This is a genomic window from Streptomyces sp. NPDC023157, assembly GCF_055560575.1.
Genome location: NZ_JBVHIL010000002.1, coordinates 1 through 13,948, shown reverse-complemented (window position 1 = coordinate 13,948; position 13,948 = coordinate 1). Strand labels below are relative to the sequence as shown.

13 protein-coding genes are annotated in these 13,948 nt (G+C 71.0%); 11 read left to right on the top strand and 2 right to left on the bottom strand.

Annotated elements, in window-relative coordinates; genetic code table 11:
- Positions 1-34: 34 nt before the first annotated feature.
- The gene (locus ACZ3ZE_RS05850) at positions 35-1,084 is read right to left on the bottom strand and encodes a sugar ABC transporter substrate-binding protein (RefSeq protein ID WP_361625590.1); all 1,050 of its coding nucleotides are present in this window, start codon (positions 1,082-1,084) and stop codon (positions 35-37) included.
- 470 nt (positions 1,085-1,554) lie between these two features.
- On the opposite strand from ACZ3ZE_RS05850, the gene ACZ3ZE_RS05845 reads away from it, so the two are divergent.
- From ACZ3ZE_RS05845 to ACZ3ZE_RS05795, 11 genes are all read left to right on the top strand, one after another.
- Positions 1,555-2,406 (top strand): fumarylacetoacetate hydrolase family protein, encoded by an 852-nt coding sequence (locus tag ACZ3ZE_RS05845; RefSeq protein ID WP_093877972.1) that lies wholly within the window; start codon positions 1,555-1,557, stop codon positions 2,404-2,406.
- An 11-nt stretch (positions 2,407-2,417) separates the two neighbouring features.
- Positions 2,418-3,755 carry an L-fuconate dehydratase gene (locus ACZ3ZE_RS05840; protein ID WP_093877973.1) on the top strand — a complete coding sequence of 446 codons (1,338 nt, stop codon included), beginning with the start codon at positions 2,418-2,420 and terminating at the stop codon, positions 3,753-3,755.
- Positions 3,752-4,510, top strand: coding sequence for an SDR family NAD(P)-dependent oxidoreductase (locus tag ACZ3ZE_RS05835; protein WP_093877974.1), 759 nt, complete (start codon positions 3,752-3,754; stop codon positions 4,508-4,510). The genes ACZ3ZE_RS05840 and ACZ3ZE_RS05835 overlap by 4 nt, the downstream gene beginning before the upstream one ends.
- Positions 4,507-5,517 (top strand): aldo/keto reductase, encoded by a 1,011-nt coding sequence (locus tag ACZ3ZE_RS05830; RefSeq protein WP_116156996.1) that lies wholly within the window; start codon positions 4,507-4,509, stop codon positions 5,515-5,517. Before ACZ3ZE_RS05835 ends, ACZ3ZE_RS05830 begins: the two co-directional genes overlap by 4 nt.
- Positions 5,514-5,825 carry an L-rhamnose mutarotase gene (locus ACZ3ZE_RS05825; RefSeq protein WP_361179897.1) on the top strand — a complete coding sequence of 104 codons (312 nt, stop codon included), beginning with the start codon at positions 5,514-5,516 and terminating at the stop codon, positions 5,823-5,825. Before ACZ3ZE_RS05830 ends, ACZ3ZE_RS05825 begins: the two co-directional genes overlap by 4 nt.
- Positions 5,822-6,730 (top strand): amidohydrolase family protein, encoded by a 909-nt coding sequence (locus ACZ3ZE_RS05820; RefSeq protein WP_361625581.1) that lies wholly within the window; start codon positions 5,822-5,824, stop codon positions 6,728-6,730. The genes ACZ3ZE_RS05825 and ACZ3ZE_RS05820 overlap by 4 nt, the downstream gene beginning before the upstream one ends.
- On the top strand, positions 6,721-7,461 hold the full coding sequence (locus ACZ3ZE_RS05815; protein WP_467257567.1) for a (Fe-S)-binding protein: 741 nt from the start codon (positions 6,721-6,723) through the stop codon (positions 7,459-7,461). Before ACZ3ZE_RS05820 ends, ACZ3ZE_RS05815 begins: the two co-directional genes overlap by 10 nt.
- Complete coding sequence (locus tag ACZ3ZE_RS05810; RefSeq protein ID WP_184930485.1) at positions 7,458-8,957, top strand: LutB/LldF family L-lactate oxidation iron-sulfur protein; 1,500 nt, start codon at positions 7,458-7,460, stop codon at positions 8,955-8,957. Before ACZ3ZE_RS05815 ends, ACZ3ZE_RS05810 begins: the two co-directional genes overlap by 4 nt.
- Complete coding sequence (locus ACZ3ZE_RS05805) at positions 8,954-9,595, top strand: LutC/YkgG family protein (protein ID WP_361179890.1); 642 nt, start codon at positions 8,954-8,956, stop codon at positions 9,593-9,595. Before ACZ3ZE_RS05810 ends, ACZ3ZE_RS05805 begins: the two co-directional genes overlap by 4 nt.
- A gap of 177 nt (positions 9,596-9,772) precedes the next feature.
- Positions 9,773-12,970: a glycosyl hydrolase family 95 catalytic domain-containing protein gene (locus ACZ3ZE_RS05800; RefSeq protein ID WP_467257565.1), complete on the top strand. Its 3,198-nt coding sequence runs from the start codon at positions 9,773-9,775 to the stop codon at positions 12,968-12,970.
- Positions 12,971-13,251: 281 nt separating this feature from the next.
- A complete protein-coding gene (locus ACZ3ZE_RS05795) occupies positions 13,252-13,437 on the top strand; it encodes a hypothetical protein (RefSeq protein ID WP_361179885.1) in 186 nt (61 codons plus the stop codon).
- Positions 13,438-13,599: 162 nt separating this feature from the next.
- On the opposite strand, the gene ACZ3ZE_RS05790 is transcribed toward ACZ3ZE_RS05795, so the two are convergent.
- On the bottom strand, positions 13,600-13,948 hold a 349-nt coding region (locus ACZ3ZE_RS05790; protein WP_467257562.1), incomplete at its 5' end, for an integrase core domain-containing protein.

Sequence of the window (13,948 nt, the reverse complement as noted above, 5' to 3'; positions counted from 1 at the left end):
GCGATGTCACCCTCTCCACCGCGGGTGTCGGCGGTCAGCCGACGTTGTTGCCCCACAGGGCCTTGTCCTCGACGTTCTCCTTGGTCACCAGCGGAGCGGGCAGCTGGTCCTCCAGGCCGTTCGGGATCTTGACGACGGTGGAGCCGTGGTCCGTCGCACCCGGCTGGAAGGTCTTGCCCTCGGTCGCTGCCTTGGCGTAGTACAGCGCGTACTTGGCGTAGAGGTCGGCGGGCTGGGAGACGGTGGCGTCGATCTGCCCCTTGCGGATCGCGTCGAACTCCTGCGGGATGCCGTCGTTGGAGATGATCGAGATGTGGCCCTTCGCGCCGGCCGGCTTCAGCAGCCCCTTCTGCTCCAGGAGTGCCAGCGTCGGCTGCAGGAAGACGCCGCCGGCCTGCATGTAGATGCCGTTCAGATCCGGGTTCTGGGCGAGCAGCGACTGGAGCTTCGCGGAGGCCACGTCGCCCTTCCAGTCGGTGGGCAGCTCGAAGACCTTGATCTTCGGGAACTTCGTCTTCATGCACGCGGCGAACGCCTCGGAGCGGTCGCGCCCGTTGATGGAGTCCAGGGCGCCCTGCAGTTCGGCGACCTTGCCCTCGCCGTTCAGCTGCTTGCCGAGGAACTCGCAGGCCTTGGTGCCGTACGCCCGGTTGTCGGCCCGGACCACCATGTAGACGTCGCCCTTGTCCGGCCGGGTGTCGACGCTGACCACCGGGATCTTCGCCGCCGACAGGGTGTCGAGGGTCGAGGCCACGGCTCCGGTGTCCTGGGGCGCCATGACGACGGCCTTGGCCCCGGTGTTCTGGAACACCTGCACGTTGGCGACCAGCTTGGTGACGTCGTTCTGCGAGTTGCTCAGGGGCAGCGTGTGGACACCCCCGGACGCGATGTCCTTGTTCAGGTACTGCGCGTAGGAGTTCCAGAAGTCGGAGTCGGAGCGCGGCAGGTCGATGCCGATGGCGGGCTTGCCGCTGCCGGAGGCGGCCGAGTCCGCGCCCTCGCGGTTGCACGCGGTGGCGAGGGACAGCGCCGCGAGGACGGCGACGGCTGCCGTGGCGGTGGAACGGGTGCGAGCGAGCTTCATGACCGTGTTCTCTCCTGAGCCGGGGCGGGGGAGCCGCAGAGCGAGGGTGGGAGGTGGCGGATTCGCCTGCCGGGGAGGGCGAGCCCGCCGTCCGGGCGGAGGGCGGCCCGGCGCGTGGCGTGCGGGACCGTGCCCGGGGAAAGGCACGTGAGGTCCAGCCGGTGGCCGAGGCTTCGGAGGCGAGTGGATGCGGAGGTACCTCGTATTCCTCCGATGTATCCCGGACGTCGAGGACGTTACGACGGTGTTGCCGACGTTGACAAGGGTCCGCTCGCAACGATTTACCGGACGTCAGGCCTGGAGTTCCGAGATACATCGGATGTATCCGTTGCGGGTCCCGCCTCCTTGTGTCTACAGTCGCGCTGCCGCCATACCTCCGATGACCGTGTCCGAAGCCTGAGGACGCGGGCCGTCGAAGACACCTGCGGTCGACCTCCTCGACGAACCAGCCATGGCAAGGGAGTTGTCCTGTGAAACTGCTACGTGTCGGTGCCCCCGGTGAGGAGCGGCCCGCCGTCCGCACCGACGACGGCCGGTTGCTCGACCTCTCCTCCGTGGCCTCCGACATCGACGGCGCCTTCCTCGCCTCGGGCGGTCTCGACCGGGCTCGTACGGCGCTGGCGGAGGGATCGCTGCCCGAGCTGGACCCGGAAGGACTACGCATCGGGGCACCCGTCGCCCGCCCCGGCAAGGTCGTCTGCGTCGGCCTGAACTACCGGGACCACGCCGCCGAGACCGGCGCGCCGCTCCCCTCGCGACCGGTCGTGTTCATGAAGGACCCCGGCACGGTCGTGGGCCCGTACGACGAGGTGCTGATCCCCCGCCGCTCGGTGAAGACGGACTGGGAGGTCGAACTCGCCGTCGTCATCGGCCGCCGGGCGCGCTACCTCGACGGGCCGGCCGCCGCGCGAGCCGTGATCGCGGGATACGCGGTCAGCCACGACGTGTCGGAGCGCGAGTTCCAACTGGAGTACTCGCCCCAGTGGGACCTGGGCAAGTCCTGCGAGACCTTCAACCCCCTCGGCCCCTGGCTCGTCACCGCAGACGAGGTCGGAGACCCCCAGAACCTCGGACTCCACCTCAGCGTCAACGGTGTGAAGCGGCAGGACGGCCACACCGGCGACATGATCTTCCCGGTCGACCACATCGTGTCGTACCTCAGCCAGTACATGGTCCTGGAGCCGGGCGACGTCATCAACACGGGCACGCCCGCCGGCGTGGCCCTCGGCCTGCCCGGCACCCCCTTCCTGACTCCCGGCGACACCGTCGAGCTGTCCGTCGACGGGCTCGGCAGCCAGCGCCAGACTTTCGGCCAAGCGTGAAAGGCACCCCCTTGACTGCAACTCCCGCCCGGATCACCGCGGTCGACACCTTCGACATCCGCTTCCCGACCTCACGGGAGCTGGACGGCTCGGACGCGATGAACCCGGACCCCGACTACTCCGCCGCCTACCTGATCCTGCGCACCGACGCGACCGACGGGCTCGAAGGACACGGCTTCACCTTCACCATCGGACGCGGCAACGACGTCCAGGTCGCCGCCGTCGACGCGCTGCGGCACCACGTGGTGGGACGCCCCGTGGCGGAACTGTGCGCCGACCCGGGCTCCCTCAGCCGTGACCTGATCGGAGACAGCCAGCTGCGCTGGCTCGGCCCCGAGAAGGGCGTGATGCACATGGCGATCGGCGCCGTCGTCAACGCCGTGTGGGACCTCGCCGCCAAGCGCGAGGGCAAGCCGCTGTGGCAGCTGCTCGCCCACGCCGAGCCGGAGTGGCTGGTCTCCCAGGTCGACTTCCGCTACATCGCCGACGCCCTCACACCCGAGGAAGCCCTCCACCTCCTCAGCGAGGGGCGCGCAGGGATCGCCGAACGCGAGGCGGCGCTGCTGGAACGCGGCTACCCCGGCTACACCACGTCCCCGGGCTGGCTCGGCTACTCCGACGACAAGCTCACCCGGCTCGCCCGGCAGGCGGTCGCGGACGGCTTCACCCAGATCAAGCTCAAGGTCGGCGCCGACCTCGACGACGACATCCGACGACTGCGCACCGCACGTGCCGCCGTCGGCGCCGGCATCCGCATCGCCATCGACGCCAACCAGCGGTGGAACGTGAACGAGGCGATCGACTGGACCGGCGCCCTCGCCGAATTCGACCCGTACTGGATCGAGGAGCCCACCAGCCCCGACGACATCCTCGGCCACGCGACGATCCGCAAGGCCGTGACACCGGTGAAGGTCGCCACGGGCGAGCACGTCCAGAACCGTGTCGTCTTCAAGCAGCTCCTGGAAGCCGGCGCCATCGACGTCCTCCAGATCGACGCCGCCCGGGTGGGAGGCGTGAACGAGAACCTCGCGATCCTGCTGCTCGCAGCCAAGTCCGGTGTGCCGGTCTGCCCGCACGCCGGCGGGGTGGGGCTGTGCGAGCTGGTGCAGCACCTGTCGATGTTCGACTACCTCGCACTGTCCGGCACCACGGAGAACCGCGTGATCGAATACGTCGACCACCTCCACCAGCACTTCACCGACCCCGTGGTGATACGCGACGGCCACTACGCCGCGCCGCTCGCCCCCGGCTTCTCCGCCGCCATGCGGGCGGAGTCCATCGCCGAGTACCGCTACCCGGACGGAACGTTCTGGGTCGCCGACCGCACCGGACAGGAGAACGCGGCATGACCGAGCTGTCAGGCCTCAGGGCCGTCGTCACCGGCGGCGCTTCCGGCATCGGACTGGCCACGGCCCGCGCGCTGGCCGCGCGCGGCGCGGCGGTCGCCGTGCTCGACCTCGACCCGGCCGGCGTGCCCGAACCGGTGCTCTCCCTCAAGGCCGACGTCGGGGACGACGCCTCGGTACGCACGGCTGTGGACACCGCCGCCGCGCGACTGGGCGGGATCGACATCCTCGTCAACAACGCGGGCATCGGCGCCGCCGGGACCGTCGAGGACAACGACGACGAGCAGTGGCACCGCGTCCTGGACGTCAACGTCGTCGGCATGGTCCGCACCACCAGGGCCGCCCTGCCTCATCTGCGCCGATCCGCACACGCCGCCGTCGTCAACACCTGCTCCATCGCGGCCACCGCCGGGCTGCCGCAGCGGGCCCTGTACTCCGCGAGCAAGGGCGCCGTACTGTCCCTGACCCTCGCCATGGCCGCGGACCACGTCCGCGAGGGCATCCGGGTCAACTGCGTCAACCCCGGCACCGCCGACACGCCCTGGGTGGGCCGGCTCCTGGAAGCCGCCGAGGACCCCCGGGCCGAGCGCGCCGCCCTCGAAGGCCGCCAGCCCATGGGCCGACTGGTCACGGCCGAGGAGGTGGCGGCTGCCATCGTGTACCTCGCCGGTCCCGCCGCGGCCAGCGTCACCGGCACCGCACTCGCGGTCGACGGCGGCATGCAAGGACTGCGCCTGCGCCCGGCGGTCCGCCAGTGAGGACCACCACCGCGGGCGGCGATGCCCTCCGGGGCTCACGCCTGGCGCTGGGCTGCGCCGCCCTCGGCAACCTCTACGAGCCGGTGAGCGACGAGACGGCCCGCGCCACCGTCGACGCCGCCTGGGACGCCGGCGTCCGCACCTTCGACACCGCACCCCACTACGGTCTGGGCCTGTCGGAGCGGCGCCTGGGGGCGGCCCTGCACGGCCGCCCCCGAGACGCGTACACCCTCTCCACCAAGGTGGGCCGCCTCCTCGTGCCCGACGCCGAGGGCCGCGCCGGCGACGACCTCGCCCACGGCTTCGCCGTTCCGGCGACCCACCGTCGAGTCTGGGACTTCAGCGCCGACGGGGTGCTGCGCTCCCTGGAGGCTAGCCTGGACCGCCTCGGCCTCGACCGTGTCGACCTCGCCCTCCTGCACGATCCTGACGACCACGCCGAGCAGGCCCTGCGCGAGGCGTACCCGGCCCTTGAGCGGCTGCGCGCCGAAGGCGTGGTCGGGGCGATCGGCGTCGGGATGAACCAGTCCGCGCTGCCCGCCCGCTTCCTGCGCGAGACCGACATCGACGTGGTCCTCCTCGCCGGCCGCTACACCCTGCTCGATCAGGACGGGCTCGGCGAGCTGCTGCCGGAGGCGGCCGCCCGCGGTCGTGACGTGATCATCGGAGGCGTACTCAACTCCGGCCTGCTCACCGATCCGAGACCGGGTGCCACGTATGACTACGCGCCCGCCCCGCAGCCTGTGCTCGACCGTGCCCTTCGGCTCCTGGAGATCACCGGACGCCACGGCGTCCCGCTGCGCGCCGCCGCCCTTCACTTCCCGTTCGGTCACCCCGCCGTCGCAAGCGTCCTGACGGGCGCACGGTCCCCCGAGGAGGTGCGTGACACCGTGGAGCAGCTGCGCCGGCCGGTCCCGGACGCGCTGTGGGACGAACTGCGCGCCGAGGGTCTCCTCGCGGCGGGTGTCCCCGTTCCCCACGCCGCACCGTCGAAGGAGGAGTCATGAGGGTCGCCCTGCACACCAGGGTCCGCGCCGACCGCGTGGAGGAGTACGAGGCGGCGCACCGCGAGGTGCCCGAGGAGCTGACCGACGCCATCCGCGCCGCCGGCGTGAGCGAGTGGACGATCTGGCGCAGCGGCACCGATCTGTTCCACGCACTCGAGGTCGACGACTACACGGCGATGATCGCCGCGCTCGGGAGGCTGCCCGTCAACATCGCCTGGCAGGCGCGGATGGCGGGACTCCTGGACGTCGCCCACGACTACTCCGCCGAGGGAGCGGAAGCCTCGCTGCCGGTGGTGTGGCAGCTGTGACCACCCCCTACCCCGAGCTCCGCGTCGTCGATGCCCACCACCACCTCTGGGAGCTGTCCGTACGCGACCAGGACTGGATCTCCGGACCCGAACTGGCTTCGCTGCGGCGTGATTTCACCCTTGCCGACCTGGAGCCCGAGGCCCGCGCGGCCGGAGTCGTCGCCACCGTGCTGGTGCAGACGATCACCGTGCCGGAGGAGACCCCGGAATTCCTGTCCCTGGCCGCGCGCAGCGACCTGGTCGCCGGTGTGGTCGGCTGGACCGACCTGACCGCCGCCGACGTCGCCGACACACTCGCGAGCCTGCGAGGAGGACCGGGCGGCGACCATCTGGTCGGCATCCGTCACCAGGTGCAGGGAGAACCTGACCCTCGCTGGCTCACCCGCCCCGACGTGCTGCGCGGTCTCGCCGCGGTCGCCGAGGCCGGGCTCGTCTACGACCTCGTGGTGAAGCCCCATCAGCTGGCGGCCGCGACGGAGGCCGCCGCACTCCTGCCGGGACTCACCTTCGTCCTCGACCACCTGGGCAAACCGCCCATCGGATCCGGTGAACTCGCCCCCTGGACCCGGCGGATCCGACGGCTCGCCTCCCTGCCCAACACCGTCTGCAAACTCTCAGGCATGGTCACCGAGGCCGACTGGGACTCATGGACCCCGGACGACCTCGCGCCGTACGCCGACACGGTCCTGGACGCCTTCGGGCCGGAGCGGCTGATCTACGGATCCGACTGGCCCGTCTGCCGTCTCGCGGCCACCTACGCCGAAGTCCTCGGCGCCGCACACGCGGTGACGGCGCGGCTCGATCCGGCGGAACGCCACGAGGTCTTCGCCGGAACCGCCACGCGGACCTACGGGCTGACCGTCACAGGCTCCCCGGGTACGCCGAAGGAAGCACCATGCGCATAGCCCTCTTCATCACCTGCTTCAACGACACGATGTTCCCCCGGACGGGCCGCGCGGTCACCGCACTCCTCGAGCGCCTCGGCCACACCGTCGAGTTCCCGCAAGGGCAGACCTGCTGCGGCCAGATGCACTTCAACACCGGCTACCGCCCCGAGGCCGTGCCCCTGGTGCGCCGCTTCGCCGAGGTCTTCGCGGGCTACGACGCCGTCGTCGCCCCTTCCGGATCATGTGCCGGCATGGTGCGCGGCCACCACCGCGTGGTGGCCGCCCAGTACGGGGACCCGGCCCTCGCCGAGGCGGTCGATCGGGTGGTGCCGACGGTGTACGAACTGTCGGAACTCCTCGTCGACGTGCTCGGCGTCACCGACGTCGGGGCGTACTTCCCACACCGCGTCACCTACCACCCGACCTGCCACTCGCTGCGCATGCTGCGGGTCGGCGACCGGCCCCTGCAGTTGCTGCGCGCGGTGAAGGGCATCGACCTCGTCGAACTGCCCGACGCCGGATCCTGCTGCGGCTTCGGCGGCACCTTCGCGCTGAAGAACGCGGACGTGTCCAACGCCATGCTCTCCGACAAGATGCGCCATGTCCAAGACACCGGCGCCGAGTTCCTGTGCGCGGGTGACAACTCGTGTCTGGCGCACATCGGCGGCGGACTCTCCCGCCTCCGTACGGGCGTCGGAACCCTGCACCTGGCCGAGATCCTGGCCGCCACGGAAGGACACACACGGTGAGCGGTGCCGACAACGTCGTGTGGCTGGGCGCCCCGGCCTTCCCCGAAGCCGCGCGCGGAGCGCTCGCCGACACCCGGTTGCGTGCGAACCTGCGCCGGGCCACCGGCACCATCCGGGACAAGCGGCTGGCGGTCACCGCCGAACTCGAGGACTGGGAGGAGCTGCGGGAGACGGCCGCGGCCGTCAAACGGCACACGCTCCGTCACCTGGACCACTACCTCCTGCGCCTGGAGGAGGCTGTGACCGCGGCGGGCGGAACGGTGCACTGGGCCGCCGACGCCGCGGCGGCCAACCGCATCGTGACCGAGCTGGTCCGGGCGACCGGCGAGCGTGAGGTCGTCAAGGTCAAGTCGATGGCCACCCAGGAGATCGGACTCAACGAGGCGCTCGCCGACGCCGGCATCCGCGCCTATGAGACCGATCTCGCCGAACTCATCGTGCAGCTGGGAGACGACCGCCCCTCACACATCCTCGTGCCGGCCATTCACCGGGGCCGCTCCGAGATCCGGGAGATCTTCCGACGGGAGATGGGGGAGTGGGGCAGGCCGGCACCCGACACGCTCACCGACGACCCGCGCGATCTCGCCGAGGCCGCCCGTCTCCATCTGCGGGAGAAGTTCCTCCGGGCCAAGGTCGCCGTCTCCGGAGCCAACTTCGCCGCCGCCGACACCGGCACGGTGGTGGTCGTGGAGTCGGAGGGCAACGGGCGGATGTGCCTGACCCTGCCGGAGACCCTGATCACGGTCATGGGCATCGAGAAGGTCCTGCCCGCCTTCGCCGATCTGGATGTCTTCCTCCAGCTGCTGCCGCGCTCCTCGACCGGCGAGCGCATGAACCCGTACACCTCGCTGTGGACCGGCGTCACCGACGGAGACGGGCCCAGCAGCTTCCACCTGGTACTGCTCGACAACGGCCGCACCGCCACCCTGGCCGACGAGGTGGGCCGTCAGGCGCTGGCCTGCATCCGCTGCTCGGCGTGCCTCAACGTGTGCCCGGTCTACGAGCGCACCGGCGGTCACGCCTACGGCTCCGTCTACCCCGGGCCGATCGGCGCCGTCCTGACCCCGCAGCTCGTCGGCGTCGAGAACGCCGCCTCGCTGCCCTTCGCCTCGACCCTGTGCGGTGCCTGCTACGACGCCTGCCCCGTGAAGATCGACATTCCGGAGGTGCTGGTCCACCTGCGAGCCGAAGTCGTCGAGGCCGAGCGGCGGAGTCGGCTGCTGCCCACCCCGGAGGCGCTGGCGATGAAGGCCGCGAGTGCCGTCCTGTCCTCGCCGAGGCGGCTCGCCGCTGTCCAGAGGCTGGCCGTCCTCGGGGCCCGCCTGCTGTCCCGCGACGGCCGGATCGGCGCGCTGCCGGGGCCGTTCGCCCGCTGGTCCGGCACCCGGGACACACCCGTGCCACCCCGGGAGTCGATGCGGGCCTGGTGGCGCCGTACGAGGACGGGCACGCGAGACGAAGGCCGTACGGAGACCGAAGGGAAGGAACGACGATGAGTGATCGTGAGGCCGTGCTGGGCGCGGTGAGGGTGGCGCTGGCCGGCGTGCCGGACTCCGAGAGTCCCGACGACGCTCCTTCGCGTGGTCCCGGCGCCGACCACGCGGGGCCGGACGTCGTCGGACTGTTCGCCGAGCGCGCCGCCGAGTACCGGGCCGTGGTGGTCCGGGTGGCGGCGGCCGACGCCGCCGCGGCGGTCGGCCGCGCGTTGGCGCGTACCGGAGCGCGGTCCGTGGTCGTGCCGCCCGGATTTCCCGCGGATCTGCTCCCGGAGGGGTCGTGGACGTGGCTGGTGGACGCGCCGCCCCTGACGGTCGGCCGACTGGACACCGCGGACGCCGTGGTCACCACCGTCGCCGTCGGCATCGCCGTCACCGGCACGGTGGCCCTCGACCACGGCCCCGGTCAGGGCCGCAGGGCGCTGACCCTGCTGCCGGACCAGCACGTCTGCGTGATCAGGGCGGACCGGATCGCCCCCGACGTGCCCGAGGCGCTCGGCCTGCTCGACCCGTACCGACCGCTGACGCTGGTCTCGGGGCCTTCGGCCACCAGCGACATCGAACTGGACCGGGTGGAGGGCGTGCACGGGCCGAGGATTCTGGACATCGTCGTGATCGAGGACGAGAGACCGCATTAAACCTCCGATGTATACCCCCATGTGCGGTGTCTCGCTGCCGAGTTAAGGGTGTCATGGGTGGTGCACGACTCTAGACATCGGATCTCTTGCGCCGCAAAGATGACGACGCCTTCGGCGAAAGCCGTTGAGCCCCCACTTCCCCGCAAGAGAACCCCTCCATGGATGGGAGACCCTGCCATGACCGATGAGGTCCGACCGCAGCGACGGAGCATCCTCAAGTTCGGTGGTGCGTTCGCACTCGCACCTCTGGTCACTCAGCTGACCGACTGGACGCCGGCCGGACAAGCCGCGGCCGCGACGGCCCCCACGGCCGCGGTCCTCCAGTGGCCGACCCTCTCCCGTACGGCGCTGAAGTATCCCGTCCCTGCCCTGGACTGGCAGTCACAGGCCCTGCCGATCGGCAACGGCCGACTGGGCGCCATGCTCTTCGCCGACCCCGACCAGGAGCGCATCCAGTTCAACGAGCAGAGCCTGTGGGGCGGGGTCAACGACTACGACAACGCCCTCGCGGGCAAGCCGGACAGCGATTTCGACACGGGCATGACCGGCTTCGGCTCCTACCGGAACTTCGGTGACGTCGTGGTCACCTTCCACGCCCGCCCGCAGGTCACGGCGCCCGGAGGCCCGTACCGGACCTCCTCCACGGAGGGCGTCGACAAGACGTACGACGGCACGCCGAGCACCAAGTGGTGCATCGAGGGACCGGGCGCGAAGGTGCAGTGGCAGGTCGAGCTGCCCGACCCCGTCGCGGTCGCGACCTACCGTCTGACGAGCGCCAACGACGTTCCGGAGCGCGACCCGCAGGAGTGGACGCTGTCCGGCTCCTCCGACGGCGCCACCTGGACCACGCTGGACAGCCGCACTCTTGCGGCACCTTTCGAGAGCCGCTTCCAGACGAAGGAATTCACCTGTGGCGGCACCGGGGCCTACCGCTTCTACCGCTTCGACTTCGTCCCCAAGGCCGGAGTCAGCCACTTCCAGGTGAGCGAGATAGCCCTGCCCGGAGTCGACCTCGTCGGGGGAGGCGCGATGTACCTGTCCTCGCCGAGCGGACACTCCGAGGGATCGGGCGCCGAGGCAAGGGCGCAGGACATCTCGCGTTCGGTGGACGCCGATCCCGCCACCGTCTGGCGGGTGGAAGGAGGCGCACCCGCGGTCGTCTGGCAGGCGGACCTGCCCCGCGCGGCCGTCGTCACGTCGTACGCGCTGACGGCGGCCCCGGACCGCTCGCAGGACGACCCCCGGAGGTGGGTGTTCGAGGCGTCGCAGGACGGGCAGGTCTGGGTGACCCTCGACGCCCAGAACCCGGGAGCGTCCTTCGCCGGCCGCGGTGAGACCCGGACCTACCGGATCACCAACACCACGGCCTACCGCACCTACCGGATCACCTTCACCCCCGGCAAGGCGTCCACCGGCTTCCAGATCGCGGAGGTGGCCCTGGCGGGCACGGGTCTCGACACCCGCACTCTGCGCACGTTCGTCGACTACCAGCGTGCCCTGGACTTCGCCCAGGGCCTCCACGCCACCCGCTTCGGCGCGCCGGGACGGCGCGCCCTGCGGGAGGCCTTCGCCAGCCGGTCCGCGGACGTCATGGTCTTCCGGTACACCTCGGACGCCGACCGGGGGCTGTCCGGCGTGATCTCCCTGACGTCCGGACAAGAGGGGGCTCCGACCACCGTCGACGCCACCGCAGGGAGGATCGCCTTCCGCGGCGTCATGGGCAACGGCCTCAAGCACGCGTGCGCCCTCCACGTCGCGCACGCGGACGGAGAGGTGCGCGCGGAGGGGGCGACGCTCCGGTTCAGCGGCTGTACGAGCCTGACTCTGCTGCTCGACGCCCGCACCGACTACAAGCTCGACGCCGCCGCCGGATGGCGCGGAGTCGATCCGGAACCGGTCGTCGCGAGGACGCTCGACGCGGCGGCCGCCCGGTCCTACGACGAGTTGCGCGAGGAGCACATCGCCGGGACGCGGGCCCTCATGAACCGTGTCTCCGTCGACTGGGGCACCACAGGTGACGCCGTCGTCGCCCTCCCCACCCCCGTCCGGCTCGCTCGGTACGCGGCAGGCGGGCAGGACCCGACCCTCGAACAGACGATGTTCGACCTTGGGCGTTACCTGCTGATCAGCTCCTCGCGCCCGGGAGGGCTGCCCGCCAACCTCCAGGGGCTCTGGAACGACAGCAACGCGCCGGCGTGGGCCTCCGACTACCACACCAACATCAACGTGCAGATGAACTACTGGGGAGCCGAGACGACGAACCTGCCGGAGTGCCACGAGGCGCTCGTCGGGTTCGTCCGGCAGGTGGCGGTCCCCAGCCGCGTGGCGACCCGCAACGCCTTCGGAGCGGACTCCCGGGGGTGGACCGCCCGTACCAGCCAGAGCGTTTTCGGCGGCAACGCGTGGGAGTGGAACACCGTCGCGAGCGCCTGGTACGCGCAACACCTGTACGAGCATTGGGCGTTCACCCAGGACATGGTCTACCTCCGCACCGTCGCCCACCCGATGATCAAGGAGATCTGCACGTTCTGGGAGGGGCACCTCGAAGAACGCGAGGACGGCTTCCTCGTCGCGCCGAACGGCTGGTCCCCCGAGCACGGGCCGCGCGAGGACGGGGTCATGTACGACCAGCAGATCATCTGGGACCTGTTCCAGAACTACCTCGACTGCGAGGCGGTACTCGGCGCGGACCCCGCCTACCGGGCCAAGGTCGCGGACATGCAGGCGCGCCTCGCGCCGAACAGGATCGGACGGTGGGGGCAGTTGCAGGAGTGGCAGGAGGACATCGACAGCCCCACCGACACCCACCGTCACACCTCACACCTCTTCGCGGTCTACCCGGGCCGGCAGATCACCACGAGGACGCCGGACCTCGCGGCCGCCGCCCTGGTCTCGCTCAAGGCGAGGTGCGGGGAGCGGGACGGCGTCCCGTTCACGGCCGCCACGGTGACGGGCGACAGCCGCCGCTCGTGGACCTGGCCCTGGCGGGCGGCCCTCTTCGCCCGACTCGGCGACGGGCACCGCGCCGGGATCATGCTGCGCGGACTGCTGACGTTCAACACGCTGCCCAACCTGTTCTGCAATCATCCGCCCTTCCAGATGGACGGCAACTTCGGCATCTCGGGCGCCGTGGCGGAGATGCTCCTGCAGAGCCACGACGGCGTCATCCGGCTGCTGCCCGCACTGCCGGACGAATGGAAGGCCAAGGGGTCCTTCAGGGGCCTGCGCGCCCGCGGCGGCTACGAGGTCAGCTGCGAATGGCGGGACGGGAAGGTCACGTCCTACCGGATCGTGGCCGACCGGGCGCCCACGCAGGCGACCGTCGCCGTGCGGGTGAACGGCGTCGACAAGAACGTGAAGCCGGCCAAGCGCTGACGGCGGGAACCGGGAAGGACACTGCCGCCGAGGGGACGACCGGCTCCGTCGGCGGCAGGGCCTGGCCCTGCGTGTCGCCCGGAGCGGACCGGCGCCGAGCATCTTCGCTCACGTGCTCACGGCGGGTCCGATCTCGAGGCCGGTGATCGCGAAGCGGCACGGACCGTCGCCCTGGTCACCCGATCGCTCGCCCCTTTGACCGAGGGCGACCATCCGAGCGAGACCGGCCTCGGGCGCCCCCGGTGCCTGCTGCGGGTCGACGCGAAGCAGCGCTCGGTGGTGTGACCCGGATCGCGCACCCGCGTCGCGCCCGTCCTCACGACCCCGGCGCCCGTCCCCTGCTCCGTCTGGAGCGCGGGCCGGACGGCCTGGACCTGGACGACGCCCGTGAGCAGGCCAACCGCCTCATCGAGCAGTCCATCGAGGAGCAGGACTGCGTCAGCCGGGGCGAGGCGCCTGCGCGGTGAGTCGGTGTCCGGGTCCGCGACCGGTCCGGAAGCGCTGGTCGGGAACGGGACACCGGTGGGAGGAATCAGGGGTTTCGATACGAACGCGGCCTCGCTCCCGATAGGGCGAGCGAGAGGCGCCTGACTGGCAAAAGCCCAGGTCGGGCGCCTCTTTTTGTGCCTCTAGGTGTATTGACCTGCAGGGTTGTTGACGCGGCTGATGGGCGGGTGTCCGTCGAGTGCGGTGTGGCTGCGGTGGTGGTTGTAGGTGTGGAGGAAGTCTGCCAGGGCCGCTGTCCGTTCGTGGTTCGAGGTGTAGGGCCGCTGGTAGGCCCATTCGTCGAGCAGGGTGCGGTTGAAGCGTTCGACCTTGCCGTTGGTCTGGGGCCGGTAGGCACGGGTGAGTTTCCCGGTCGCGCCGAGGTCGGCGAGGACGTCCTTCCAGGCCAGGCCCTTGCGGTAGGCCCAGGCGTTGTCGGTCAGGACCCGTTCGATGCGGGTGATGCCGCAGGCCTGGAAGAACGCGGCCGCG

What these genes read in the sequence shown, in the direction of transcription:
- ACZ3ZE_RS05800 (WP_467257565.1), top strand. Translation starts at nt 9,773, where the DNA reads ATGACCGATGAGGTCCGACCGCAGCGACGGAGCATCCTCAAGTTCGGT.
- ACZ3ZE_RS05805 (WP_361179890.1), top strand. Translation starts at nt 8,954, where the DNA reads ATGAGTGATCGTGAGGCCGTGCTGGGCGCGGTGAGGGTGGCGCTGGCC.
- ACZ3ZE_RS05825 (WP_361179897.1), top strand. Translation starts at nt 5,514, where the DNA reads ATGAGGGTCGCCCTGCACACCAGGGTCCGCGCCGACCGCGTGGAGGAG.
- ACZ3ZE_RS05850 (WP_361625590.1), bottom strand. Translation starts at nt 1,084, where the DNA reads ATGAAGCTCGCTCGCACCCGTTCCACCGCCACGGCAGCCGTCGCCGTC.
- ACZ3ZE_RS05815 (WP_467257567.1), top strand. Translation starts at nt 6,721, where the DNA reads ATGCGCATAGCCCTCTTCATCACCTGCTTCAACGACACGATGTTCCCC.
- ACZ3ZE_RS05835 (WP_093877974.1), top strand. Translation starts at nt 3,752, where the DNA reads ATGACCGAGCTGTCAGGCCTCAGGGCCGTCGTCACCGGCGGCGCTTCC.